Raw genomic sequence first — 24,239 nt, forward strand, 5'->3', positions numbered from 1 at the left:
TGGGTTCGACTGTCAGCGTAGCGCAGGGGACCTAGAATCTCCTGTGAGGCTGCCAATCGGCATGGCTCCGCCCGCCCGCGAGAGCTGCAGCGTGCTCTTCATGGGTCGGAACCCAAGCGTCTCTGGAAAAGCTTTGGAGTGAATACAGAGAGACGATGCATTGGGAATGCGGAATGAGATGTCCGGTAGTATGGGGGAAGCAAACTTGCGCCGACTCCTGGTATTTCGCCTTTTGACCCGTTGGAGACATCACAGTTGCGTTCTCGGCTCTGTTGTGTAGAAGGACCATGGGTGCTCGCTGCGTAAAGCAGTGACAGGTTAAGCGATGGTCGGGCCGCCACGCAGGATGCGTGTGCCCATGAACGATCATCTGCCCAACAGGAACCCTTCAAAGTCCCAATCTCTCGCTGAGCGAGCGCTCGCGACACTCCAGCACTTCCTGCATGTCGAGGCGATCAGCGGGATTGTGCTGCTCGCGGCCGCGGCGGCCGCATTGCTGTGGGCCAACTCGCCATTGGCCCATTCGTATCATGACGTCTGGAACCTGACGATTCCACTTCACCTCGGCCCATTTGCTTTCGAAAGGCCGCTGCATTTCTGGATCAACGACGCGCTGATGACGATGTTCTTCCTCGTCGTCGGCATGGAGATTCGCCGCGAGATCCACGAGGGCGCGCTGAGCAGGTTCGACCAAGCTATTTTGCCGGTGCTGGCGGCATTCGGCGGGGTCGTCGTTCCTGCGCTGATCTATCTGAGCTTCAACGCCGTTCCGGGGCGCGGCCATGGCTGGGCGATACCGACCGCCACCGATATCGCTTTCGCCGTCGGCGTGCTCGCGCTGCTCGGCAAATCGATACCAGGCAACATTCGGGTCTTTCTGCTGGCGCTCGCTATCATCGACGACATCATCGCGGTTCTCATCATCGCGCTGTTCTACACCAGCGGGCTCGATCCCAGCGGCTTCGCCGTCGCGGCGCTCGGCGTCGTCATGGCGCTCGGCTTTCAGCGCCTCAGGATCGGCTCCGCCTATGCCTATGTCGTGCCGGCGTTCATCGTCTGGGCGGGCTTTCTCATGGCAGGCATTCATCCGACGCTCGCAGGCGTCGTGCTTGGGCTGATCACACCGGCGCGGTCGCGGCATCCCTGGATCGTGCCGCCCGTCATTCGTGTGGAGATGGCGCTGCATCCCTGGGTCGCCTACGCCATCATGCCGGTCTTCGCGTTGGCGAATGCGGGTGTCAGCTTCAAGGGTATGGAGCTATCAGGTGACGCTCAGTTCGTGACGCTCGGCGTCGCACTTGCGCTGTGTGCGGGAAAGCCGCTGGGTGTGATCGGGGCGACGTGGCTTGCGGTGCACACGGGCTGGTGCCGCCTCGCGCCGGACGTGTCGTGGAGTGGCGTTTGTCTCGTCGGGCTGCTCGCCGGCATAGGCTTCACCATGTCGATCTTCATTGCCATGCTCGCCTTTAGCGACGACAAGCTGCTTGATGCGGCGAAGCTCGGCGTGCTGTTCGGCTCGCTGATCTCGGTTACGTTGGGACTTGGATGGGGGGCCGAGTACGCCCAACGACAGCGAAAAACCAACTGATGGAAACCCGAGTAGACGACTAATGAACCATGATAGAATCCTAACATGGCTGTCAGTGATGATGGGCATTCTCGTCATCGGCTATTCGCTTTACGTTCTCTACGTCCTTGTCTGGTGAGAACGCATTTCCGAACGCGGCTCTCGCGCGCCCCGCATTGTCGCCTGTCGGCCCTTAGCCGACTCGCTATGGCGATCCGACCCCGTCCGCTCCAGGGGCAGGAGCGGGCATGGTATTCCGTCGCGGCTGGTTGGATCATGAGCACGCGCCCGAGCTGAGCCACGCATCGCGCGGCAGCGGTTAGCGCATGTGCCCCAGCGGAATGCCGAGCTTGATGGCCTTTTGGCGCAACGATCCTTCACTGCGCTTCATCTGCTTCGCGATTTTAACAACGGGCGTCTTGGCCTTTGAATGTGCGCGAAGCTCTTTGACGTCCGCCCTCGTGTATTCGCGACGGACGATCTTTTTCACTTTCTTGGCCATTGCAACTCCTTGCTCTGCACCGTGCTTCTAGCACCATCAGGGCGGCCAGCAACGCATTGGCGAACTATTTCGAAATTAATTCTTAGAAAGATATAGAATGTCAGACGGCGATATTGTCCGCAGGGTAACAATCACTGCGACCGGCGAAGGCATAGACAGCACGACACGTTCGGTTGAGTCGCTCGGTGATGCTGTCGGGAACGTTTCTTCATCAACAGATTTGCTAACGACTGCACTGGCTGGGTTCGGTGCATTTGGCGCCGCCGCTGGTTTTCTAAACTACGTCAAGCAAGCCAACAAAGAACTTGCCGATATGGCGACAACGGCAGAGCAGGCCGGGTTGTCAGTACGTGATTTCCAGTCTGTCACGTTTGCCGGGCAGGTAAAGGGCCTGAGTCTGGATCAGGTCAATGAGGGCCTGTCGAAGTCAGCGCAATTGCTGAACGACGCACAGCGCAACGCAAACTCTCTTTCGAAGGAATTTGAAGCGAACGGACTGAGCATCAAGGGTGCAAACGGGCAACTGATCAGCGAGACGCAACTACTACAGACTGCGGGCGACCTTGTGCGGCGAGCGCAGACTCCGCAAGATCAAATCGCTATTGCTCAAATGCTCGGCTACACCAAGGAATGGATTCCATTCCTTGAGCAAGCCTCACATGGCTTTGATGGAATCCGGGACGCCGCATCGGATGCGGGCGCCATCATCAGCGACGAGACGATTGAGAAGGCAAAGGACTTCGACGAACGTTGGCGCAAGTCTAGCGTTGAATGGTCGACATATATGAAGGCCGCGATTTCTGAGCTTCTGCCGGAGGTCGACAAGTACATTGATAAAGCGGCATCCTTCATTAAGGAAACCAGAGATCGCGCTTGGGGGGGCGTCCGACCCAGCTCGCGCGGTAGTGGAAAGCGCCGCATCTGAAGCACTCAAGGCTGCCGGCGTCGATCCTCAAAAGGGAATCGTTATCGATACGGAAGCGTTCGAGCGAGCTAGTAAGGAATTCAATAACTCTCCGATTTTTTCAACGGAAACTTGGTCGACGTTCGGCAAGGCTCTTTGGAGTGGCTTCGGCTACATGAGCCAGCAAGAGGCGTCCGAAAAGATTCGTGGAGTCGCGGCCGGCTTGGTCAACGAGCCGCGTTATCCGACAGCGTCGGAAATGGACGCGGCGTTTGACAAGGCAAACCCACCCGATCCCGGCTCTAGGGCCAAGCCATATCCGGGGTTGTCTGCGTCGGATTATGAGTCCCCGATACCGTCCAGGGTGGCGTCAAAGGACCTCGGCAGTAATGCCATCGATAGAGCCACCGAGTCCCTGACCAAATACTCCAAGACCACGCTTGCGGCTGCTGAATCGGTCGGTACTACGGCAGACAACATCGAGCGCCTCAAGGCTATGGCTTTGCTTGAAGCCGCCGCGGAAAAAGAAGGCGTTTCTGTTACGGGCCAGCGTGCGAAAGCATTTCAAGAGCTAGCACAACAGGCCGGTGATGCGGCGTTGGCCTTGGAGAAGGCGAAGGTCGCAAACCAAATTAGCTTTGCGCGTCAAACGGCCCTTCTGACTCCTCAAGATGCACAGATTGCGTCGACCCTTAAGAATATCTATCCGGACGTGACTGCGGCCTTGAACAGTTCAGAGGCTGCGCAAATCCGGATGAACAACGCTGTGAAGGAATTCTCTTCAACGTCGCAGGACGCAGCGAGGGGCTTTGCGCTTGATTTCGAGCACGCCCTAGCGCAAGGCAAATCGTCTTGGGATTCGTTCGCTGCGGCCGGAACGAACGCGCTGAACAAGATCGCTGACAAGCTCATGTCTATGGCCGTCGACAATCTTTGGTCGAAGGCATTCCCCGGAGGCGGGGGCGGCGGCGGCGGATTAATGGGGTTGTTAGGGCTTGGCGGTGGAAGCAACGCAACGGACGGCATAGGCGGGTTCGGCCCAACGGCTCCACCCGGTTACGCCAACGGCACGGACGATGCTCCGGGCGGTTGGTCGATCGTCGGTGAGAACGGGCCGGAGTTTATGAACGTGCCTAAGGGCGCGCAAATCCTGCCTAACGGCGTGGCTCCGGGCGGCTCTGTAAGCGCGCCAGTGAGCGTGACGATTGACGCACGCGGCGCCGATGAATCCGGCCTTGCGCGCGTTCAGGCGCAGCTAGCGGACCTGAGGGCGAGCTTGCCTAACGTCATCGTCAACACCGTTACCAAAGCAAAGCAGACGCGCCGTCTGTAGAAACGAGGAGGGGGGCGGGCCGGTATGTGGGCGCCCCTTTTTGCTGCAACTTTCCGTTGGCAGAAGGCTCGCAGACGGTGTTCATGGGCTTGACTATATCGTAGGTTGTTACCGGATTAGTTCAAGAAGGGATGCCAATGACTGAGGTGGGAGAGAGAATAAAAGCTCCATGTTCGATGTGCATCCGTTGGACAATGCACAACGTCCTCTCCCAAGCGAGGCGATCAGACGAGTTCTTCTCATACGACTATTCGACCCTCTCTTGTGGTGGCTGCGATACCGTCTCCATGATGGTTGTTCGAAACTGGTTGACTCCGAGTAGGGACGACGAGACCAGGACGTACTATCCGTCGCCAGTCTCTCGTAAGATTCCGGCCTGGTTGGCGTTTATGCGCCTCGGGGTCACTAGCGCGGAAGAGGAGGGTATTGGTGATTTGATGCACGAGGTGTACGCGGCCGTGGATGCGAAGCAATATCGACTTGCCGCAATGGGAATTCGAGCCACCTTGGAGCAAGTGATGATTCTGAAGGTCGGTGATCTTCAAACCTTCAACCAGAAGCTTGACGCTTTCGAAAAAGCTGGATTCATTTCGTCGATCCAGCGCGAAAGTATGAGAGCAACACTCGATGTGGGGGATGCGGCAATGCATCGAGGCTTCGTCCCGAAAGAAAGAGAACTCGCTGTGGCCCTTGACGTCGTTGAGGGAGTTATGGCGCCGATCTTTGGTCACTACGAGGATGCCAAGGCGCTAAGCCAGCGCGTACCGGCCCGCAAATAGGAAGTTTGAGGGAGGCTGGTTTGTTCGAGACAGGGCCATTCATTCAATGCCCCCGCTGTAAAAACAATGGGCTCGGAATACTCAGTGTCGGCGGGGAGAATCTTGAACGACGGTGCAGGGATTGCAGATACGCACGAGCCGAAGTGCTGCCAGCATTAAACAAAAAGGTTGTGTACCTAGATCAGTTTGCCATCAGCGAATTGTTCAAAACCAAAACAAAAACCCGGCGCGCCGGCGCGCCTCGGGAAGCGTTTTGGAAGGATTGTTGGGATCTTGCGAACCGCGCCTATCTGCGGCAGCAGGTAGTGTTTCCGTCCTCAAATATTCATTCTGACGAGACGATCGTATTTCATTCGCCAAGCGAGCTTCGACTTGCCCACGAAATGCTCAGTGGTGATGTATCATTTAGAGCAACCCACGATGTAGCTACAGAACACGAGCAGATTTTTGCGGAAGCATTCTTGGCAGGCCAGCCGCCGCCAAGCATTGTGTTTGACGTCGATGAAATTCTTGACGGTGATCGGAATGTTTGGCTTTCAAAATTTCATATCGACGTAAAGATGGACCTGTCAATCTTTGCGTCAGGCATTCGGAGCGATAGAGAGTCTGCGAATTTGAGTCTGGATCGACTTGCCAAACGGTGGGCGCGAGAGAAGCTTAGTTTTGATTCTGTACTGAGGTACGAGCTGGAAAGTTACGGGGCGTCGGTTCGTGGCGCTATCACAAGTGCAATCACTGAGTTTCAACGAGTTTTGGCGTCAGACGATCCCGAGGGGATGTTGCATCTCAAGACTGGCTGGATCGACCGCTACCACGCGTTGGTGTATCTCTTCGAGCAACACGGCGTGCCTTCCGACATTGCCAAAACAGAGGTTGTGAGGTTTTTGGACTGGCCCGGAAATCATCAGCAACCTACACACCGAATCTCCGCCTATTTATTCGCGGCCCTCGCGTGGAAAATTTCCTCGGGCCAACGTGCTGAACTGCGTTCAAGCATACTAAACGACATCAATGCGATTTCGACTTATGGACCTTATGTAGACGCCATGTTTGTAGATAGGGAGTGTGCCGCGCTGTTGAAGGAAGGTCGCTTGCGAACAGAAGTGAGGCTGAAGGCCAAGATGTTCTCTCTCGCGACCGGCGACGAGTTTTTGCAGTATTTGAAGGACCTAGTCGACGGAACGCCCGCGGATGTCCGGTCGTATGCGGACCGCATTTATGGTTTGTCGTAGTTTCAACGGATGCTTCAATTTTCATCGCAAATGGATTTCCGAATGAGTGTTAAACTACTCTTGGCAGAGATTCTACAGAACGAGTTGACGGCGCGAGGCGTCGACACGCTGGCACCATCTGATTACGAACAGATCGCAGAGCGGCTAGTGGAGCAGGTCCGCGACATAGAACTGAGTTTGTCGGCGCGAAGCGTTACCGGCAAGCCGGAGTTCGAATAGGCGCGCTGTGCAAAGCGGCTGTTAGCGCGAAGCCATAGTGCTGGCGGCGGCTCCGATGCAGCCGGCCGGGCTTTTCTTCAATGGATTCAATAGGAAGTATTGACCTATAGGGCGAGGCGCCCTAAGTAATTGAAAACGCTTGAGAAATGGTGGTAACGCCCTTGCATTCTCGCGCGTTTGTGCTTACAGTCCCCTTATTGAATGACGGCTCCGGCGAGTCGTCCGTAAGCGCTGTTTCGGTCCCACCTTCCATTGAAGGCGTCGAGCGAGGAATGATCGATCTCTGATTGGAGATCGGCTTGTGTCTAAGCTTGAACATATGCTTGAGCCCAGGACCTCGGTTCGTCTGGTCGAGGTCATCACGGAGAGCGGCCGACGCCGGCAGTTCTCGGCCGACGACAAGGCGCGGTTCGTCGAGGAGACGCTGGCCCCGGGAGCCGTGGTATCGGAGGTCGCGCGGCGGCACGGATTGTCGCCGCAACAGCTGTTTACGTGGCGCCGGCAAATGCGACAGCCGGTTGCGATCCCTGTGGCTCCCGAGCCGCAGACGTTCGTGCCCGCTGTCGTTACCCCATCGTCCACGCCGCCGGAGCGCTCACCGCGGCAGCGCCGACGCCTCCGGAAGGCGCTCGAGGGCGCCGAGAACAGCAGCATCATCGAGCTCGAGATCAACGGCGTCGCGGTCCGGGTCGGCCGCGGCGCGGATGCCGCGACGATTGCGGCCGTGATCCATGCGCTGAAGACCTGCACGTGATCGGTCCGACGGGCGCGGTGCGGGTGATGGTGGCGACCAGGCCGGTCGACTTCCGCAAGGGTGCCGAAGGGCTCGCGGCCCTGGTGCGTGAGAGCATCCAGGCCGATCCGTTCTCCGGCGCCGTGTATGTGTTCCGCGCCAAGCGCGCCGACCGGGTAAAGCTGATCTATTGGGACGGCACGGGTGTGTGCCTGTTCGCCAAGCGGCTTGAGACCGGTTCGTTCTGCTGGCCCAACGTGCAGGACGGCGTCATTCGCCTGACCGCGGCGCAGCTGTCAGCCTTGCTCGAAGGACTAGACTGGAAGCGCGTCCACGCCGCGCGCGAGACACCGTCGCCGATCCAAGCGAGTTGAACTGCGGCACAGTGAATCAGTATGCATGTCGCGCTCGCGGGATGCCGCGACGCATGGTGTAATCGCATCATGGCGACGACGGCCGACACGCTTCCGGACGATCCCGGCACGCTCAAGGCGATGCTGCTGGCCGAACGGGCGCGCGCCGCGCGGCTCGAGCAGATCATCAAGGAGTTGCAGCGTCATCGCTTCGGCCGCCGGGCCGAGACGCTGCCGGAGGACCAGTTGCTGCTCGGCCTGGAGGAGGTCGAGCAGGTCGAGGCGAGCAGTGATGCGGCGACCGATGCAGCCAATGCTGCCGAGCGATCGAGCCGAGCCGCACGGCGCCGCAGGAACAGAGGAGCGTTGCCGGCGCATCTGCCGCGGGTCGAGATGCTGGTCGACCTCGACGATCACGCCTGCCCGTGCTGTCAGCAGGCGCTGCACCGGATCGGCGAGGATGTGAGCGAACGACTGGATATCGTCCCGGCCCAGTTCCGGGTCCTAGTCGTAAGGCGGCCGAAGTATGCCTGCCGGGCCTGCGAGACCATGGTACAGGCACCGGCGCCAGCGCGGCTGATCGAGGGCGGGCTACCGACCGAAGCCACCGTGGCGCAGGTACTCGTCGCCAAATATGCCGACCATCTGCCGCTGTATCGGCAGGCTCAAATTTACGCCCGCCAGGGCCTCGAGCTGGATCGCTCGACCCTGGCCGATTGGGTCGGGCGGGCAGCCTTCCTGTTGCGGCCGGTGCATGAGCGACTGCTCGCGAGGCTGAAGCAGTCGCCAAAACTGTTTGCCGACGAGACCACCGCCCCGGTGCTCGATCCCGGACGCGGCCGCACCAAGACCGGCCAGCTCTGGGCCTATGCCCGCGACGACCGGCCCTGGGGCGGCACGGACCCGCCCGCCGTCGCCTATGTCTACGCTCCCGATCGCAAGGCCGAACGGCCGATCGTCCACCTCGCGGGTTTTGCCGGCATCCTCCAGGTCGACGGCTATGCCGGCTATCGGGTCATGGCCGAGCGCGGTGACGTAGAACTGGCGTTCTGCTGGTCCCATGTGCGCCGGCGCTTCTACGAACTCGCCGCGGCCGGTCCCGCACCGATCGCCAGCGAGGCACTCGAACGTATCGCCGGGCTCTACGTCATCGAAGCCGAGATCCGCGGCCGCACCGCCGACGAGCGTCGCGCCGTCCGCCAAGAGAAGAGCCGGCCGATCGCCGACGAGTTCGAACCCTGGATGCGCGCCAAGCTTGGTCTGATTAGCCAGAAGACCAAACTCGCGGAGGCCGTCCGATATGCGCTGTCGCGTTGGGACGGGCTGACGCGCTTCATTGCCGACGGCCGCGTCGAGATCGATTCCAACGTCGTCGAGCGCGCTATCCGCCCAATCGCGCTCAACCGCAAGAACGCCCTGTTCGCTGGCTCGGACGGCGGCGGCGAACACTGGGCCGTCATCGCCTCACTGATCGAAACCTGCAAGCTCATCGGCGTCGAACCCCACGCCTATCTCGCCGACGTCATCACCCGCATCGTCAACGACCACCCGAACAGCCAGATCGACGAACTGCTACCCTGGGCCTATCTCGCTACCCAAGAACGCTGGCGCGTGGCCTGAGAACATCGCTTACAGTCGTCCTTGGGGGTAAACCAAAATGAATACGCACGTTGAACCGGGCATTTCCGGTGCCGAAAAGCTGTGTCTTGTTGCCCCAAGGCATACAGGAGCGCCATTGGACGCCAGTGAACTCCAAGCATTGACGTTCAGAGTTCTGCAAGGGATCGAACTCATTGGCACCCTTACCGAAGCTGAAAGACTCGTCGCTGCTTCGAACCATGAGCGCGAGGCTTTCCTAGACGGTATCGAGTTTATCGTTTCAACGATCGCAGATATGCAGTGCCGAGTGTTGGATAATCTTCCTTCCTCAGAAGAGGCGTAAGCTCCAACCGGTTGATCATAAGCCACCCCGGTTTTTCGGGGCGACTTACCGTTTTCGCTTGATGGGCGTGAGTACGTACGTCTTCGCCGGCCACTTCCGAAATTCAACGCCTTTCTCAGTAAAGACAATGCCTGCCGCGGTGAGTTCGTTCATTAGAACGGCAACTGTCGCTTCCTGTGGCTCCCGCTTGCCGGATTCCAAGTCTACCAGCGTAGCGCGGTGAATATTGCAGCCTTCGGCAAGGTAGGCTTGAGACCAACCCAAAAGACCGCGGGCGGCTCTAATCTGTGCAGCCAATAACGATAAGTCCCGGCCGGTCATCATCTCTCTTGTCGCATATTGAAATCCGACATTATGTCGGGTATGCATCTATTCAATAATGGGGAAATTATGCCTGCAAGTCCATTGTCCGCATCTGCCAATAGTCGCTTCGAAGTAGGAAATCTGTTTTCCAGGAACGTCGCCTTAGCTCCGGATGATGTCGACACCGACGCGGCATTAAATAGCTTCATCGTTGCCTTGGCCCGCAATCAGGCGCGTATCGACCACCTTGAGGCAATCGGTGCAAATGACAACACGAAGCACTAAACGAGTTGCAATTTATTCGCGCTATTCATCTGACCTCCAAAACGACCGCTCGATTGAAGATCAGATAGCCGTTTGTGAGAAATTCGCAGCCCGGCAAGGATGGAAGATCGCTGGCAATTTCCACGATCGGGCCGCCTCTGGCGCCTCAATCTTCGGCCGGCCGCAGTTTGTCAGAATGGTCAGCGAAGCGCATGCCAACTCCTTTGACATAATTCTGTCGGAAGATTTGGACAGACTCTCGCGCAGTCAATCGGACATTGCGCAGCTTTACGAGGATATGAATTTCGCGGAAGTCGAGATTCATACGTTAGCCGATGGCTTAATCAATGAAATGCACGTTGGTGTTAAAGGCACCATGGCTGCCCTTTTCCTGAAGGGGTTGGCCCAAAAGGTTAGGCGAGGGCTCGGTGGTGTGGTGCGCCAAGGCCGCAATCCCGGGGGGAACCTTTACGGATACACACCGCGAAAGGGAGAGCCGGGCCTACTTGATATCAATCCGGAGACATCCGCGGTCGTAAAGCGCATCTTCGAAGAGTACGTGGCCGGTGCATCACCGCGCGTGATCGCTGCGGCCTTGAACGCAGATAACATTCCGGCGCCGCGAGGGGGCAAATGGAATGCCTCGACGATTAACGGCAACACCGCGCGAGGGCAGGGCCTACTTCTGAACGAACGGTTCGTTGGGCGAGTAGTGTGGAACAAGCGACGGTCGGTTAAAGACCCCAAGACGGGAAGGCGGATAACTCGGACAAATCCTGAAAGCGAGTGGGTCACTCAAGACGTACCCGGCCTGCGGATTCTGGATGACAACTTATTTGAGGCCGCGCGAGCTAGGCGGTTGGAAGCTGGTACCCCTGCATCGCGTCGAAAGCCAAAATCCTTCCGGTTGCTGTCTGGTCTTCTTCGGTGTGGTGCTTGCGGGTCTGGAATGGCAGTGCTTGGCTCAGATCGGTTGGGGCCGCGGGTGCGGTGCAGCCGCAACAGGGAAAGCGGTTCGTGCAACAACGCGGCGAGATACTATCTCGAAAAGATTGAGCGGCTTGTACTCGATCGACTCAAGGTCCAAATCGACAATCCGGCACTCATGGGGCAGTTCGTCGAAGCTTATCTTGCTGAACGGCGAGCACTGTCAGCCGACGCCCGCCGTGACAAGGTGAAAATCACAGCCAAGATTGCGACGTGCCAGAGGGCAATTGAGAATCTGATTACCGCCGTCGAAAATGGCACACTTGGATCAGAGGAGGTTGCCACGCGGCTACAGGCCCAGCGCTTAGAAAAGGGCCGGCTGCAACAGGAGCTGGCGTCGGCGGACGAATTTGTTGCGACGGTCGATCTTCACCCGACCGCAATCAAACGCTTCAAACAAAATCTGGAGCACATAGCTGGGGCGAGAGGACAAATAGACCCTCAGGTTGCCACAAGCTTTCGAGAGTTGGTCGATAGCGTCGTTGTCATGGCTAGGAAGGCCGGTGAGCCCTACACGGTGGAGACGCGCGGACGGCTCGCAGCATTGATAGGAGCGCCCGCTGGGCGTCCTGACGCCGTTCAAGCGGCCTTATCTGTGGGGGGCGAGTTGACCGCTATTGGCAAGGCCACGTTGTCGGCTAAATCAGTGGTGCCGGCTGAGGGGATTGAACCCCCGACCTTCGGTTTACAAAACCGCTGCTCTACCGCTGAGCTAAGCCGGCAAAACCAAACAATTATAAGCAGTTAACGAGAAGAAACTTGTCCAGTCGGCACGTTGGGGTGCACGGTCGGGCAGCGTTTGCGTCGATATAGCCGCAGTCGGGGTGTAGGTCTAGTCTGACTGGCTTGCGCTCTTCTCCGCACCGCCGCCTGGCAGAAAATGTGTAGAGCCGGAAACCAGACTGCCCCCGTTGGAGGTACGGGCGAGGGATGTCAGACCAAAAGAACGGATGATCGTCGACGCAACCGTCAACCGATTCTTGGAAGACTAAAGCTGACAAAACGAATGGTGCTCCAAAGCTGTCGAAGCCTTGCGCGGTCTCGGAACCAAACACGTCCCTTTGGAGTGAGGACGAGACATGAAACGCTTTCTCGCCGTCGCCGCTGCACTCGCGGCCGCCGACGCTCACGCGGCGCCTCTTGACGATGCAATCAACTGCGCGAATTACGCGACTATTGATGCGGTCTGTCGTGAGCAAAAAGACCCAAGCGACCCTTTGCTCGGCAAACTCAAGACTGCAGCAGGCGTGTTGCACGGTCGCAGCATTCGCATAGGTGCGCAGGCTGGCGTTTCCAAAGAAGCGGTTGGAGCCTTGGCTACGGTCGCCAACGACAAGATGACAAACGAGATGTCGCGCAAGTGCGACAACATCAAAGTGTTGCGTGATCAATTCGAGGGCACTTGCCGCCCGGTGATGGATCAAGCGTATAAAGATACGCTCATGATGATAGACGAGATCATGAAGGGAAAGGGTCGCTAAGATGATAGCGAACGCGCCGCGCTAAAGCACTAGCGACCTTTTTTGTGCCTGCGCATTGCAGGGCAGAGCGAGAATGGTGACGGAGGGTGAGGGCAAACTTCATGGCTTCATACCCTCTTCGATCATGCGCAGCGTCTTGGGAGCGCCAGCGCACCACTTGGCCATCGCAGCCTTGTCGCCGTTCCACGACCCGATGATAGCGGCGCTGCCTATCATCACTATTTTCTTGCCGACGTTTTTCAGCAATAGCTCCTTGGCCTGCTCGACAGCCGGGGACAGCTTGATCTCGCAGACCGATTCGTACAACGCGATCCTGATTGCCAGACTGATCTTGGTGCTTTCCACGTCGGATGCTTCTTCGGTCGCAGGAACGGCCAACAAGGTCGCATTCTTCTGGTTCAATTGTTCCTGCGCTTCGTTTTCTTTAAGTTTTCCGTCGGCGTAGTCTTGCAGGATGACCCGTACCTCCGGGGCGATCCTTAACCACTTTTGTCGTGAGGCTGCATCGACACAGATCGACCAGAGACTGGACATGTCGCGCCGCTCACGATTGGCGATGTAGTCGTAACCCTCGGCGTAGTCCTTTTTCCAGCGTGAATTGTTTCGGTACATCCGGTCGAGCTTGGCTTTCTCCTTCGCATCGGCCACGGTCAGGATACCCTTACAATAGAGTTCGAGGGAGGCGTTCGCAAAACCGTAGTCACTGGCGGCCTTGCCGTGATCGACCGCGTGCGCGGCGCCGGTCAGGGCGAGCAGTGTTGCGGAGGCTAGGACGATGCCGGCGGTGCCGGGTAGTCGTTTCATGTGTCACCTCATATCCGCGAAGTGAACTTTTCGGCATTCCATGCTTCCAGAGGTGCGTTTCGCCGCCATGAAACAGGCGGCCCGTAGGGCCGCCTGATCCTCTTCACCCGACTTGTGCGGTGTTACTGGCAGATGTGCTGGAGGCCGTCCGCTCCCTTGTACCAGGTCCCGGGCCGGCAAACGATGCCGTTGCGGGCCGCATAGGTATCCCAATTGCCGTACCAGCCCATTTCGCTACGGCCGCCGGCATATCCACCGGAATTGTCATAGGCGTAGGAATTGTCCCAGCCGCGGAACGGCGCGGATGCAACGGCTGCCGCGGTGCCGACGGCGGCGCCAGCAACGGCGCCTGCGGTGTCGACCGGCCAGAAGCCCGATCGAGTTCCGTCATCCGGATTCACTTGGCCGCGGGCCATGTGCCGGCGCCGATAGGCGCGATCGGTGGTGGGATTGCCGGGGGTGAGATTCTGGCAATTGGGATCCTGGAAGAGCCCCGTGCAGCGGCCCGAATTGTCGACTGTCGTTTGCGCGAAGGCCGGTGTTGCCAGCGTGGACGCGACGATCGCGGCCAAGCCAAGAAGCTTCAGGCTCGTCATGGCATTTGCTCCATGTTGTTGAGACCTGTGCTAAGCGCGCCATCCGGCAGTCGTTCCGCGGCTTCTCGCATGTGGGGTCACATCGACGTGAGCCCGCCGAGGATGTACAGTTTGTGCCACGCAACCTCGTGCGATCCAGCATGTGCGGCGGGTTTGTGTCCCGTTAACGCTTCGCTAGCGCAGCTTGCGGCATTTGAGCCGCTATCGACCCTTGCACGTTAGGCTTACCGGAAATTGGTGAGCGGGCCTTAACCTTCTCCGCGTGGCGATCGGATAGGTTGAGCGTCGGATAAACCGGGATCCTTCCATGCGCGCTCTCGCGCTCGCCGCCTTTCTGATCGGATTGCCCGCGACGGCGTTTGCCGGCGGCGGCTTCGATATCGTCGTTCCCGGCCGCCCGGGCGTGCCCATCATCATCGACAACATCGACGCGTCCTACAGCGTGGTCGAGGGGGTCTGGGGCCTCGGCAAGAACGTCCAGGTGCAGCCGACCATCTATGGCGGGCGCTACATCGCCGAGCGGCAGCCCGAGGACGTCGGCCATTATTATCCGACCATGGGCTTGCGGCCGGGCTACGGCCGGCTCGAGGTCGAGCCGCCCGCCAACCGCAAATTGCCCAGGCCCGCCGAGAGCTATCACCAGAGCTGGGGTGTGCAATCGGCGCCGCTGCCGCCGCAGATGGACGTGCCCGTCAATCCGCCGCCGGTGATCTTTGCGCCTGAGATCAACGACCGTCCGCGGCGTCCTCGGCCGCGGCCGCATGCACAGGCGCCCGGAAGGCCGCCAACTTAAGAAACGTCAAAAATTCAAGAAAAAATCCAAGATACGAAAATCAACAGGAGAGAGTAATGCGTCAGATGATTTCGGGACTGGTTGCGGCGGCTGCCGTGATGTTCGTCGCCACCGCGCCCGCCGCGGCTTGCGGCTTCAGCACGTGCGCACCGGTTGCGCCGGTCTATAGCGGCTGCAACACGGGTTGCGGTAGCTGGGGCTATGGCCCGGGTTATGGCGGATGGGGCTTTGAGCACCTCGCCGAGCCAGCCACGCAGTATTACTACGTCAACCAGGGGCCGACCTACACCGGACCGGGCGCATTCGCGCCGTACCCGACCTATCGTGAGGACGCAGTCGTCGCGCCCGCCAACTACGGCTACGGCCGTGGTTATGGCTACGGCAACGGCTATGGCTATCGTGCCGCCGCCGCCTATCCCTATCAGCGCCCGTACTACCGTCCGTATCGCTACGGCTATGGCCCGCGCTACGGCTATCTGCCGCGCACGCACTACGGCTACGGTCCGCGCTACGGCTACGCCCACCGCGCGCCGTATTACGGCGGCCACCGCGTGCTGCGCCGCTATTACTGATCGTTTGATTGGTTGAGTTGACGAAGCGCCCGTCCGCGCGATGCGGATGGGCGTTTTGTTGTTTGGATTCTTAGTTTGACGCGTTTTCTTGACGCGAAGCGGTATCCAATTCGCTCGAAAACGCTCTACCGCTTCATCAGCCCGAGACGGCTCGCGCCGACATAGAGCGAGAGCACGGCGGCGTTGGAGACGTTGAGGCTCTTGATCTCGCCGGGCATGTCGAGCCGCGCCACGACGCTGCATGTCTCGCGGGTCAGTTGCCGCAGGCCCTTGCCTTCGGCACCAAGCACCAGCGCGAGCGGCTCGCGCAGCGTGACGTTCGAGAGGTCCTCGCTGCCTTCGCTGTCCAGCCCAACGGTCTGGAAGCCGCGCTCGTTCAGCGCGGTCAGCGCTCGGGCGAGGTTCTGCACGGTCACCATTGGCACCAGCTCGAGAGCACCGGAGGCGGCCTTGGCCAGCACGCCGGTTGCCTCGGGGCTGTGCCGTGCCGTGGTGACGATCGCCTTCACCGCGAAAGCCGCTGCGGAGCGCAGGATGGCGCCGACATTGTGCGGATCGGTGATCTGGTCGAGCACCAGCACCATGCCTTCCTGGTCCAGGGTCTCGATGTCGGGCGAGGGCAGGGCGTCGGCCTCGGCCAGCAGGCCCTGGTGCACGGCGTCGGGCGACAGCAGGCGGTCGATCTCCTGGGGCCGGACGATCTCGGGCGCGACGCGGGTCGCGATGTTCTCGTCCGCAAGCCGCTTTGCGGCGTTCTCGGTCAGCGTCAGCTTGCGGATCTGCCGCTGAGGGTTGGCCAGCGCCATGGTCACGGTGTGCCAGCCATAGAGGATGACCGGTCCGTCGGACTGCGAATCGCGGTCGCGCCAGGCCGGCCGGCCGGCTGATTTTCCGGGCCTGTTGAAGGGCTTAGCCCCGCCGCGGGGGCCCCTTGGGGTGAATTTTCGATCCTTCATGGGCTCGCTTGTGTCACGGGTCCCGGAATATGGCAATTTGGGTGGCTTCGGGGGCGATTTTAGCTGTTCGCCTCGGTTGACTTTGCCCCACCGCATCGCCCATAAACGCGCCCGGTCGCGCCCCCATCCGGGCTGTCGCGGCCTTCACGTTCCATGGCCGTCTTCGGTCGCCGGCAAGGTCCGGCCCGATTGTGCTGCCGTCGAGCGGGGGAGTGTCCCGAGTGGCAAAGGGAGCTGACTGTAAATCAGCCGCCTCATGGCTTCGCAGGTTCGAGTCCTGCCTCCCCCACCAGCCTTCGCTCGCTTCGCGAGCTACGGCTGGGCAAGCCAGACCAAATCACCGTCACGCGAAGCTAGCGAAGGCTGTCACGCCGTAGCCGGGAGGGCGCAGGCGGACTGGCCCAGAGCGTAAGTCACCCCATCATCTCCCTGACGATCGGCACCACTTTCCGCCCGTAAAGCTCGATGCTTTTCATCAGCTTCTCGTGCGGCAAAGGCCCCGCCGAATATTTCAGCTGGAAGCGCGAAATGCCAAGCGCCTTTGCGGTCTTGGCGATCTTGCGCGCGACGGTTTCCGGCGAGCCGACATAGAGCGAGCCGTGCTCGGCCTCATTGACGAACTCGTCGCGGCCCATCGGCGGCCAGCCGCGCTCCTTGCCGATCCGGTCGCGCATCGCCTTGTAGTCGGGCCACAGCTCTTCGCGCGCCTGTTCGTCCGTCTCGGCGACGTAGCCAGGCGAGTGCACGCCGATCGCCTGTGCCGGGCGACCGAACTCCTTGAAGGCGCGGTGATAGAGATCGACGTAAGGCGCAAAGCGCGTGGGATCGCCGCCGATGATCGCGAGCATCAGGGGCAGGTCGTAATGCGCGGCGCGCACCACCGATTGCGGGCTGCCGCCGACGCCGATCCAGGTCTTAAGCCGGCCATTCTCGACCGGCGGATAGACCAGTTGATCTTTCAGCGGCGGACGCAGCTTGCCCTCCCAGGTCACCGGCTGCTGCGACAAGAGTGCCGTGAACAGGTCGAGCTTCTCCTCGAACAGCGCCTCGTAAGCGCGCAGGTCGAAGCCGAACAGCGGAAAGGACTCGGTGAAGGAGCCGCGGCCGAGGATCACCTCGGCACGTCCGTTGGAGAGCGCATCCAGAGTCGCAAAGCGCTGGAACACGCGAATGGGGTCGTCCGAGCTCAGCACCGTCACGGCCGAGCCGAGATGGATGCGCCTGGTGCGCGACGCGATCGCGGCGAGCACGGTCTCGGGCGAGGAGATCGCGAAATCGGCACGGTGGTGCTCGCCGAGGCCGATGAAGTCGAGGCCGAGCTCGTCGGCCAGCACGGCTTCGTCGACGACATTGCGGATCACCTGCGCGTGCGCAAGCATGGCGCCGGTGGCGTCCCTGGTGACGTCGCCAAAGGTATCCAGTCCGAATTGAAGCGGTGGGGTCATCGATCAGGTCTCTGAGGGGGGCGCGAGCGGCGCCCGCATGTGGGAAATTGTTTACTGTGCAGCTAGGGCGTGGAGGCCGCTTCGACAATGCTGCTCCGGGAAAGGCATGGTTTCCAGTTTTTCACCGCGCCGGCGGGATCAATCGGACCTGGCGAACATCTCCACCAGGGTCTCGCGCAGCCAGCGCTGCGCCGGTACGGTGTCGTTGCGCTGGTGCCAGAACAGGCTGACGATGCGCGGCGGTGCCTTGAGTGGCAGCGGCATGGCGTGCAGGAACGGCGCGTGCCGGGATTGCGAGCGCAGATCGCTCGGCAGCACGGCGATCAGGTCGGACTGACGCACGACCTCGTAGGCGGCGCTGTAATGATTGACGGTCGCGACCAGATTGCGCGACAGCCCGCGCGAGGCGAGGAAAAGATCGTAGGACGGCAAGGTCTTGCCGGCGAGGCTCACATCCACGTGTCCCGCGTTGAGGAAGCTGCGCGTGCTCAGCCGCTTCATCGCCGCGAGCGGATGGCCGCGCCGCATGAAGCAGGCGTAGTCGACGGTCCACAGCGAGCGCGAGCGAATGGCGGCCGGCTGTTGCGCCTCATTGACATAGACGCTCAGCACGCAATCGACCCTGTTGTCCTCGAGCTGGTCGGCGATCTCCAAAATGGTGTTGGGCACGGTGTGGATGCGCGCCTTGGGCGCGACCTTGCCGAGATGACCGAGGAGGTTCGGCATCACTAGCGAGGCGACGTAGTCCGACATCGACAGGCTGAACTCGGTCTGCGCGCGGGCGGGATCGAACACCTGCTCGTCGAGCGCGCCACGGACGCTTTCCAGCGCCTCGCCGATCGGTTCCCACAGCACCACGGCGCGCTGGGTCGGACGAATCCCGGTGCCTGATCGGACGAACAGGGGATCGCCGAGCGCGTCGCGCAGGCGTGCGAGTGCGTTGCTGACCGCGGGCTGCGTCATCGTCAGCGCGCTCGCCGCGCGCGTGACGCTGCCTTCGGTCATCAGCGCCTCGAAGACTTTCAGGAGGTTGAGGTCGAGCGCGCGGAACGACACAAACATTCACCATGGTGATATATTAGATCATGATTATAAATTATGACGATAATGTCACTTTGTCTATGGTTCCCCAAGGGACACGCGGAGCGCCGGGCCGCCAAGACTGAGGGGACTTTCATGTCGATGATCTCGGCGCGCATCGAGCGCCTTCCATTCGCGCGTTTCCACACGCATCTGCTGTTGATGGGCGGGCTCGGCTACGCATTCGACGCGATGGACGCAGCCGTTCTGGCGTTCATCCTGCCTGTGCTGCGCACTGCCTGGAACCTGTCGAGCGTGCAGATCGGCGTGCTCGGCAGCAGCACCTATATCGGCTTCCTGTTCGGCGCGTTGTTCGCCGGTACGCTCGGTGACCTGATCGGGCGCCGCGCGGTGATGATGTCGGCGCTGGCGCTTTACTGCGCGGCATCGATCGTGAGCGCGATGGTCGATACCTGGCCGTCCTTCTTTGCTGCCCGCGTTGTCGCCGGCATGGGGACCGGCGCGGAGAGCGCGATCATCGCGCCCTATCTCGCGGAGTTCGTCGCGCGGCGTTATCGCGGCAGCTTTACCGGCGCACTCGCCGGCTTCTTCTCCTTCGGCTTCGTCGCCGCAGCCTTGCTCGGCTACTTCATCGTTCCCGCCTACGAGAACGGCTGGCGCATCGTGCTGGTGATCACAGCGGTGCCGGTCGTCATGCTGCTGTGGTGGCGCCGGGCGCTGCCGGAATCGCCGCGCTGGCTCGAAAGCCGGGGACGGGAGAAGGAAGCCGAAGCCGTCCTCGACGGGATCGAGGCAGGCTTTGCGCGCGCGGGCCATGTCCTGCCGCAGCCGGTCGTCGAAGCGACGGCGCCGGCCGGAGCTACCGGAACGCTGCTCGCCAATTTCGCGGCGCTGCTCGCCGGCCGCCAGGCGCGCATCACCATCATGACCTGGATCATGTGGCTGGCGATCACCTTCAGCTATTATTCCTTCTTCGTCTGGATCCCCGGCCTGCTGGTCCAGAACGGGATGAGCATTACCAAGAGCTTCGCCTATTCGATCGCGATCTATTGCGCGCAGATCCCCGGTTATTTCAGCGCCGCGTATTTCAACGAGCGCATCGGGCGGCAGGCGACGATCGCGACCTACATGGTGCTCGGCGGTGCCAGCGCGCTCGGGCTCGCCTTCGCGCAAAGCGACCAGCAGATCATGGCGGCGGGGATCTTCCTGTCCCTGTTCATGAACGGCACCTATGCGGGCGTCTATGCCTATACCGCCGAAGTATTCCCGACGCCGGTCAGGACCACGGGGGCCGGGCTCGCCTCCGCAATCGGTCGCATCGGCGCGATCGTCTCGCCGATCCTGGTCGGCTATCTCTATCCGAATTTCGGCTTCGCCGGCGTATTCGGGGTCACCACCACTGTGCTGCTGCTCGGGGCAGTCACCGTCGTGCTGATGGGCGTGCCGACGCGCGGCCGCTCGCTGGAAGAGATCGCGGCGGGTGAAGTTGCATGACGCGGACGAAAGTTACCGCTGATCCCTGGCTCTGCGCCGTCGCGGCGGCGCAGAGCAGGGCGGATCAGCCGGATGCACTGTTCGCGGCACTCGACGAAGCCGTGAAGTCGGCGATCGGGCACAAGCTGTTCACGATCCTGACCTACGACGGCGACAGCGGCGAAGCCGCGCGGGTCTATTCCAATCTTCCCGGTCCGTATCCGACCGGCGGACGCAAGCGCCTCGCGCCGGGCCCGTGGACCGAGGCCGTGCTCGACCGCGGCGAGGCCTATATCGGCCGAACGCGGGACGATCTGCGCAAGGTGTTCTCCGACCACGAGCTGATCGCCTCGCTCGGCTGCGCGAGCGTGCTCAACATGCCCGTGCGCTGGCGCGGCCGTACGCTCGGCTCGCTCAATCTGCTTCACGAGGCGGGCTGGTATGGCGAGGACGATATCGCCGCGTGCCTTCCCTTTGCCCAGCTCACCTTGCCGGCGCTGCTTGCGCCGGCCGACTTCTGACAGGATTCCGCGATGTCCAGCATCCTCTTCAAGAACGCCGCGCTACTCGATCCGCTCCAGGCGGAATTGCTGGCAGGCCATGATGTGCTGGTCGAAGACAGCCTGATCAAGGAGGTCTCGGACCGGCCGATCCAGGCCACCGCCGATCGCACCATCGATCTCAAGGGCAGGACGCTGATGCCCGGCCTGATCGACCTGCATGTGCACGCCATCGCCGTTGAGCTCAACCTGGCGCAGCAGGTGCACATGCCGAACGTGCTGGTGACGCTGCGCTCGACGCTGCTGCTGCGCGGCATGCTGCGGCGTGGCTTTACCACCGTCCGCGACGCCGGCGGCGCCGGCCATGCGCTGAAGCAGGCGATCGAGACCGGCCTGACCGACGGGCCGCGGCTGTTCGTCTCCGGCCGTGCGCTCAGCCAGACCGGCGGCCACGGTGATATGCGGGCGCGCTCGGATTACCTCGCGAGCGACGCCCCGTGTCCCTGCTGCGTGCGTGTCGGGGCGCTGGCGCGCGTTGCCGACGGCGTCGATGGCGTGCGCAGGGCGGCACGCGAGGAGCTCCAGATGGGCGCCGACCAGATCAAGATCATGGCGTCCGGCGGCGTCGCTTCACCGACCGATCCGGTCGGCGCCTTCGGCTACTCCGAGGACGAGATCCGCGCCATCGTCGAGGAGGCGCGCGGGCGCCAGACCTACGTGCTCGCCCACGCCTACACCGCTGCCGCCATCGAACGCGCCGTTCGCTGCGGCGTGCGCACCATCGAGCATGGCAATCTGGTCGATGCTCCGACCGCGCGCCTGATGGCCGAAAAGGGTGCCTATGTGGTGCCGACCCTCGTCACCTACGAGGCGCTGGCCAACGAGGGCGCCCAATACGGCCTGCCGCCGGAGAGCGTGGCCAAGATCGCCGATGTCCGCGACGCCGGTCTGCGTTCGCTCGCGATCTATCGCGACGCCGGGGTAAAGATGGGATTTGGCAGTGATCTGCTTGGAGCTTCTCAACGCCTCCAGAGCGACGAATTCCGCATTCGCGCCGAAATTCTGGGAGCGCGCTCCGTCATCGCCAGCGCGACTTTGATCGGCGCCGAAGTGCTCGGCATGGAGGGCAAGCTCGGTCGGATCGCGCCCGACGCTATTGCGGACCTGCTCGTGGTCGACGGCAACCCGCTGCGCGATGTGGCCTGCCTGCTCGGCCAGGGCGAGCACATCCCGATGGTGATGAAGGCAGGCAAGGTCCAGTTCGACCGGCTGAACGCCTAAAGCGTTTTCGAGCGAAGAGGATACCGGTTCGCGTTAGGAAAACACGTCTAAACAAGCCTGCGCTACCGCCACATCCCCCGCATCCGCGCCCCGATATCGATCTTCGGGCCCTGCGCCGCCGCGCGGGCCGCAGCCGAAGCCGCCTTCGGCCAGGCGGTGCGCTCGAACAGATAGACGAGGGATTCCGGGATGAAGCGGGTGCGCGAGGCGTAGACGTGGCGGTCGCCCTTGGCGGCCTGTCCGTGCACGAAGAAGCGCTGCGGCACGACGAGGTGGAGATCGTCCTTGGCGCGCGTCATCGCGACATAGAGCAGGCGGCGCTCCTCCTCGAGCTCGGCCGAGGTGCCGGCGCCGAGATCCGACGGCATGCAGCCGTCGACGACGTTGAGCACGAACACCGACTTCCATTCCTGGCCCTTGGCGGAGTGGATGGTGGAGAGGATCAGATAGTCCTCGTCGCGAAGCGGAGGACCTGATTTGTCGCTGGTCGCATCCGGCGGGTCGAGCGTGAGCTCGGTTAGGAATTTTTCGCGCGAGGCATAGCCGCTCGCGATCTGCTCGAGCTGCATGAGATCGGCGCGGCGCGTCTCGGAATCCTCGTGGATGCGATCGAGATGCGGCTCATACCAGAGCCGTACGCGCTCGAGATCGGCGGGCCATTCCGAGTAACGCAGATTTCCGACCGTGCGGACGAAGTCGGTCCACTCGGCGCCGGTGCGTGGCGGCACCGCAAGCTGGCCGAGCGCGGCAAGCGGGTCGATGCTCTCCGCCATCTGGTCGAGCACGCGCTGCGCGGTGGCGGGGCCGACGCCGGGCAACAGGTGCAGGATGCGGAAACCGGCGACGCGGTCGCGCGGATTTTCGGCAAAGCGCAGCAGCGCCAGCACGTCCTTGACGTGCGCAGCATCGAGAAATTTCAGTCCGCCGAACTTGACGAAGGGGATGTTGCGGCGGGTCAGCTCGATCTCCAGCGGACCGGAATGCGAGGACGTCCGGAACAGCACCGCCTGGTGCTTGAGCAGCGCGCCTTGCTCGCGGTTGGCCAGCACCTCCTCGACGATGTAGCGGGCCTGGTCGGCCTCGTCGTGGACGGTGACGAGCTGCGGCTTCTGCGACGAGGTGCGGTCGGTCCACAGGTTCTTGGTGAAGCGTTCGCGCGCAAGCCCGATGACGCCGTTAGCCGCCGCCAGCACGGGTTGGGTCGAGCGATAGTTACGGTCGAGCGTGATCATCTCGGCGCGGGGGGAGAAGCTTTGCGGAAAATCCAGGATGTTGCGGACAGTGGCGGCGCGGAACGAATAGATCGACTGCGCGTCGTCGCCGACCACGGTTAGCCCGCGTCCATCCGGCTTCAGCGCCAGCAGGATCGAGGATTGCAGGCGGTTGGTGTCCTGATATTCGTCGACCAGCACGTGATCGAAGCGGCCGCCGATCTCTTCGGCGATCAGCGTATCGCCCATCATCTGCGACCAGTAGAGCAGGAGGTCGTCGTAATCGAGCACGTGCTGGGCCTGCTTGGCCTCGACATAGGCCGCGAACAGGCCCTTCAGCTCGGCGGCCCAGCCCGCGCACCAGGGATAGTGCTGGCCGAGCACTTTTTCGATCTCCATCTCGGCATTGACGCAGCGCGAGTAGATCGACAGGCACGTGCCCTTGGCGGGAAAGCGGCTCTCGGTCTTCGACAGGCCGCGCTCGTGCCGGACCAGATTCATCAGGTCGGCGGAATCCTCGCGGTCGTGGATGGTGAAGGCTGGATCGACGCCGATCCGCTCGGCATATTCGCGCAGGAGGCGCGCGCCGATGCCGTGGAACGTGCCGGCCCAGGTGAGGGCGTCGCGCATGATCGCGGCGTTGTTCTCGCCCAGCACCTTTCGTGCGATGCGTTCGACCCGGCCGGCCATCTCGGCCGCGGCGCGGCGGGAGAACGTCATCAGGAGGATGCGTCGTGGATCGGCGCCCGCGACGATCAGGTGCGCGACGCGATGGGCGAGCGTATTGGTCTTGCCGGAGCCCGCGCCGGCGATGACGAGCAGGGGCGCGCCCACGGTCGCGCCGTCAGCGACGCCATGCTCCACGGCGCGGCGCTGCTCCGCATTGAGCGTGTCCAGATATGTCGCCACGAATCGCCCCGGTGAAAGGGTGAGAGTCGGCGATCCCGGCGCGAATCGCAATGCGGCTG

24 protein-coding genes, 2 tRNA genes and 1 pseudogene are annotated in these 24,239 nt (G+C 61.6%); 18 read left to right on the top strand and 9 right to left on the bottom strand.

The annotated features are described in order from the left end of the window. Positions 1-358 precede the first annotated feature (358 nt). Complete coding sequence (gene nhaA, locus AB7290_RS16390) at positions 359-1,588, top strand: Na+/H+ antiporter NhaA (protein ID WP_085405369.1); 1,230 nt, start codon at positions 359-361, stop codon at positions 1,586-1,588. Positions 1,589-1,886: 298 nt separating this feature from the next. Here nhaA and AB7290_RS16395 read toward each other — a convergent pair whose 3' ends face one another. Continuing rightward, positions 1,887-2,069: a hypothetical protein gene (locus tag AB7290_RS16395; protein ID WP_085405370.1), complete on the bottom strand. Its 183-nt coding sequence runs from the start codon at positions 2,067-2,069 to the stop codon at positions 1,887-1,889. Between the two features lie 97 nt (positions 2,070-2,166). Between AB7290_RS16395 and AB7290_RS16400 the strand changes: the two genes are divergently transcribed. The 9 genes from AB7290_RS16400 (at position 2,167) to AB7290_RS16440 (ending at position 9,564) form a co-directional block, all read left to right on the top strand. Then, entirely contained in the window at positions 2,167-2,994 is an 828-nt protein-coding gene (locus AB7290_RS16400) for a hypothetical protein (RefSeq protein WP_085405371.1), read from the top strand. Further along, on the top strand, positions 2,975-4,306 hold the full coding sequence (locus AB7290_RS16405; protein ID WP_085405372.1) for a hypothetical protein: 1,332 nt from the start codon (positions 2,975-2,977) through the stop codon (positions 4,304-4,306). The genes AB7290_RS16400 and AB7290_RS16405 overlap by 20 nt, the downstream gene beginning before the upstream one ends. Before the next feature lie 437 nt (positions 4,307-4,743). Then, a complete protein-coding gene (locus AB7290_RS16410) occupies positions 4,744-5,085 on the top strand; it encodes a DUF4145 domain-containing protein (protein ID WP_161495939.1) in 342 nt (113 codons plus the stop codon). Positions 5,086-5,228: 143 nt separating this feature from the next. Next, on the top strand, positions 5,229-6,317 hold the full coding sequence (locus AB7290_RS16415) for a hypothetical protein (RefSeq protein WP_085405374.1): 1,089 nt from the start codon (positions 5,229-5,231) through the stop codon (positions 6,315-6,317). Between the two features lie 42 nt (positions 6,318-6,359). Continuing rightward, entirely contained in the window at positions 6,360-6,536 is a 177-nt protein-coding gene (locus AB7290_RS16420; RefSeq protein ID WP_201266270.1) for a hypothetical protein, read from the top strand. A gap of 301 nt (positions 6,537-6,837) precedes the next feature. Further along, positions 6,838-7,290: an IS66-like element accessory protein TnpA gene (gene tnpA / locus AB7290_RS16425; RefSeq protein WP_144030647.1), complete on the top strand. Its 453-nt coding sequence runs from the start codon at positions 6,838-6,840 to the stop codon at positions 7,288-7,290. Then, the gene (gene tnpB / locus AB7290_RS16430) at positions 7,287-7,643 is read left to right on the top strand and encodes an IS66 family insertion sequence element accessory protein TnpB (RefSeq protein WP_007606730.1); all 357 of its coding nucleotides are present in this window, start codon (positions 7,287-7,289) and stop codon (positions 7,641-7,643) included. The genes tnpA and tnpB overlap by 4 nt, the downstream gene beginning before the upstream one ends. A gap of 69 nt (positions 7,644-7,712) precedes the next feature. After that, positions 7,713-9,242, top strand: a complete 1,530-nt coding sequence (gene tnpC / locus AB7290_RS16435; RefSeq protein WP_354132706.1) for an IS66 family transposase — start codon at positions 7,713-7,715, stop codon at positions 9,240-9,242. 37 nt (positions 9,243-9,279) lie between these two features. Next, complete coding sequence (locus AB7290_RS16440) at positions 9,280-9,564, top strand: hypothetical protein (RefSeq protein ID WP_144030866.1); 285 nt, start codon at positions 9,280-9,282, stop codon at positions 9,562-9,564. A 45-nt stretch (positions 9,565-9,609) separates the two neighbouring features. On the opposite strand, the gene AB7290_RS16445 is transcribed toward AB7290_RS16440, so the two are convergent. Then, positions 9,610-9,933 carry a helix-turn-helix domain-containing protein gene (locus AB7290_RS16445; protein ID WP_441253479.1) on the bottom strand — a complete coding sequence of 108 codons (324 nt, stop codon included), beginning with the start codon at positions 9,931-9,933 and terminating at the stop codon, positions 9,610-9,612. Between the two features lie 199 nt (positions 9,934-10,132). Here AB7290_RS16445 and AB7290_RS16450 point away from each other — a divergent pair. Then, positions 10,133-11,200, top strand: a pseudogene (locus AB7290_RS16450) (recombinase family protein); the annotation flags it as partial. Between the two features lie 565 nt (positions 11,201-11,765). Here the strand turns inward: AB7290_RS16450 and AB7290_RS16455 are convergent. Continuing rightward, positions 11,766-11,840, bottom strand: a tRNA-Thr gene (locus tag AB7290_RS16455). Positions 11,841-12,197: 357 nt separating this feature from the next. Between AB7290_RS16455 and AB7290_RS16460 the strand changes: the two genes are divergently transcribed. Continuing rightward, a complete protein-coding gene (locus AB7290_RS16460) occupies positions 12,198-12,599 on the top strand; it encodes a hypothetical protein (protein ID WP_085405376.1) in 402 nt (133 codons plus the stop codon). Positions 12,600-12,698: 99 nt separating this feature from the next. On the opposite strand, the gene AB7290_RS16465 is transcribed toward AB7290_RS16460, so the two are convergent. Continuing rightward, entirely contained in the window at positions 12,699-13,403 is a 705-nt protein-coding gene (locus AB7290_RS16465; RefSeq protein ID WP_085405377.1) for a hypothetical protein, read from the bottom strand. A gap of 122 nt (positions 13,404-13,525) precedes the next feature. Then, positions 13,526-13,999 (bottom strand): hypothetical protein, encoded by a 474-nt coding sequence (locus tag AB7290_RS16470; protein WP_085405378.1) that lies wholly within the window; start codon positions 13,997-13,999, stop codon positions 13,526-13,528. A 307-nt stretch (positions 14,000-14,306) separates the two neighbouring features. Here AB7290_RS16470 and AB7290_RS16475 point away from each other — a divergent pair, with 307 nt between their 5' ends. Beyond that, positions 14,307-14,792, top strand: coding sequence for a hypothetical protein (locus tag AB7290_RS16475; RefSeq protein WP_071912719.1), 486 nt, complete (start codon positions 14,307-14,309; stop codon positions 14,790-14,792). A gap of 56 nt (positions 14,793-14,848) precedes the next feature. Beyond that, positions 14,849-15,364: a hypothetical protein gene (locus AB7290_RS16480; RefSeq protein ID WP_063982537.1), complete on the top strand. Its 516-nt coding sequence runs from the start codon at positions 14,849-14,851 to the stop codon at positions 15,362-15,364. Positions 15,365-15,489: 125 nt separating this feature from the next. Here AB7290_RS16480 and rlmB read toward each other — a convergent pair whose 3' ends face one another. Continuing rightward, positions 15,490-16,320, bottom strand: coding sequence for a 23S rRNA (guanosine(2251)-2'-O)-methyltransferase RlmB (gene rlmB / locus AB7290_RS16485; protein ID WP_085405379.1), 831 nt, complete (start codon positions 16,318-16,320; stop codon positions 15,490-15,492). 206 nt (positions 16,321-16,526) lie between these two features. Here rlmB and AB7290_RS16490 point away from each other — a divergent pair. Then, positions 16,527-16,612, top strand: a tRNA-Tyr gene (locus AB7290_RS16490). Between the two features lie 121 nt (positions 16,613-16,733). Here AB7290_RS16490 and AB7290_RS16495 read toward each other — a convergent pair. Next, complete coding sequence (locus AB7290_RS16495; protein WP_085405380.1) at positions 16,734-17,765, bottom strand: LLM class flavin-dependent oxidoreductase; 1,032 nt, start codon at positions 17,763-17,765, stop codon at positions 16,734-16,736. A 138-nt stretch (positions 17,766-17,903) separates the two neighbouring features. Continuing rightward, positions 17,904-18,827, bottom strand: coding sequence for a LysR family transcriptional regulator (locus tag AB7290_RS16500; RefSeq protein WP_041958437.1), 924 nt, complete (start codon positions 18,825-18,827; stop codon positions 17,904-17,906). A gap of 114 nt (positions 18,828-18,941) precedes the next feature. Here AB7290_RS16500 and AB7290_RS16505 point away from each other — a divergent pair, with 114 nt between their 5' ends. Genes AB7290_RS16505 through AB7290_RS16515 form a run of 3 tightly spaced genes read left to right on the top strand, consistent with a single transcriptional unit; the run spans position 18,942 to position 22,060 of the window. Next, positions 18,942-20,300, top strand: coding sequence for an MFS transporter (locus AB7290_RS16505; protein WP_085405381.1), 1,359 nt, complete (start codon positions 18,942-18,944; stop codon positions 20,298-20,300). After that, on the top strand, positions 20,297-20,800 hold the full coding sequence (locus tag AB7290_RS16510) for a GAF domain-containing protein (protein ID WP_071912729.1): 504 nt from the start codon (positions 20,297-20,299) through the stop codon (positions 20,798-20,800). Before AB7290_RS16505 ends, AB7290_RS16510 begins: the two co-directional genes overlap by 4 nt. Positions 20,801-20,812: 12 nt before the next feature. Next, positions 20,813-22,060: a metal-dependent hydrolase family protein gene (locus tag AB7290_RS16515; protein WP_071912731.1), complete on the top strand. Its 1,248-nt coding sequence runs from the start codon at positions 20,813-20,815 to the stop codon at positions 22,058-22,060. Between the two features lie 62 nt (positions 22,061-22,122). Here AB7290_RS16515 and AB7290_RS16520 read toward each other — a convergent pair whose 3' ends face one another. Further along, positions 22,123-24,180: an ATP-dependent helicase gene (locus AB7290_RS16520; RefSeq protein WP_085405382.1), complete on the bottom strand. Its 2,058-nt coding sequence runs from the start codon at positions 24,178-24,180 to the stop codon at positions 22,123-22,125. Positions 24,181-24,239 lie beyond the last annotated feature (59 nt).

It is taken from the genome of Bradyrhizobium sp. 613_E4_N2_2 (genome assembly GCF_052075995.1).
GTDB lineage: Bacteria > Pseudomonadota > Alphaproteobacteria > Rhizobiales > Xanthobacteraceae > Bradyrhizobium > Bradyrhizobium barranii.

Excerpts from the sequence above, each read along its gene's own strand:
- AB7290_RS16470 (WP_085405378.1), bottom strand. The coding sequence starts at position 13,999 with ATGACGAGCCTGAAGCTTCTTGGCTTGGCCGCGATCGTCGCGTCCACG.
- AB7290_RS16495 (WP_085405380.1), bottom strand. The coding sequence starts at position 17,765 with ATGACCCCACCGCTTCAATTCGGACTGGATACCTTTGGCGACGTCACC.
- nhaA (WP_085405369.1), top strand. The coding sequence starts at position 359 with ATGAACGATCATCTGCCCAACAGGAACCCTTCAAAGTCCCAATCTCTC.
- AB7290_RS16475 (WP_071912719.1), top strand. The coding sequence starts at position 14,307 with ATGCGCGCTCTCGCGCTCGCCGCCTTTCTGATCGGATTGCCCGCGACG.
- AB7290_RS16460 (WP_085405376.1), top strand. The coding sequence starts at position 12,198 with ATGAAACGCTTTCTCGCCGTCGCCGCTGCACTCGCGGCCGCCGACGCT.
- AB7290_RS16395 (WP_085405370.1), bottom strand. The coding sequence starts at position 2,069 with ATGGCCAAGAAAGTGAAAAAGATCGTCCGTCGCGAATACACGAGGGCG.
- AB7290_RS16510 (WP_071912729.1), top strand. The coding sequence starts at position 20,297 with ATGACGCGGACGAAAGTTACCGCTGATCCCTGGCTCTGCGCCGTCGCG.
- AB7290_RS16480 (WP_063982537.1), top strand. The coding sequence starts at position 14,849 with ATGCGTCAGATGATTTCGGGACTGGTTGCGGCGGCTGCCGTGATGTTC.
- AB7290_RS16445 (WP_441253479.1), bottom strand. The coding sequence starts at position 9,933 with ATGCATACCCGACATAATGTCGGATTTCAATATGCGACAAGAGAGATG.
- AB7290_RS16410 (WP_161495939.1), top strand. The coding sequence starts at position 4,744 with ATGCACGAGGTGTACGCGGCCGTGGATGCGAAGCAATATCGACTTGCC.
- AB7290_RS16465 (WP_085405377.1), bottom strand. The coding sequence starts at position 13,403 with ATGAAACGACTACCCGGCACCGCCGGCATCGTCCTAGCCTCCGCAACA.
- AB7290_RS16500 (WP_041958437.1), bottom strand. The coding sequence starts at position 18,827 with ATGTTTGTGTCGTTCCGCGCGCTCGACCTCAACCTCCTGAAAGTCTTC.
- AB7290_RS16400 (WP_085405371.1), top strand. The coding sequence starts at position 2,167 with ATGTCAGACGGCGATATTGTCCGCAGGGTAACAATCACTGCGACCGGC.
- rlmB (WP_085405379.1), bottom strand. The coding sequence starts at position 16,320 with ATGAAGGATCGAAAATTCACCCCAAGGGGCCCCCGCGGCGGGGCTAAG.
- tnpC (WP_354132706.1), top strand. The coding sequence starts at position 7,713 with ATGGCGACGACGGCCGACACGCTTCCGGACGATCCCGGCACGCTCAAG.
- AB7290_RS16420 (WP_201266270.1), top strand. The coding sequence starts at position 6,360 with ATGAGTGTTAAACTACTCTTGGCAGAGATTCTACAGAACGAGTTGACG.
- AB7290_RS16440 (WP_144030866.1), top strand. The coding sequence starts at position 9,280 with ATGAATACGCACGTTGAACCGGGCATTTCCGGTGCCGAAAAGCTGTGT.
- AB7290_RS16505 (WP_085405381.1), top strand. The coding sequence starts at position 18,942 with ATGTCGATGATCTCGGCGCGCATCGAGCGCCTTCCATTCGCGCGTTTC.
- AB7290_RS16515 (WP_071912731.1), top strand. The coding sequence starts at position 20,813 with ATGTCCAGCATCCTCTTCAAGAACGCCGCGCTACTCGATCCGCTCCAG.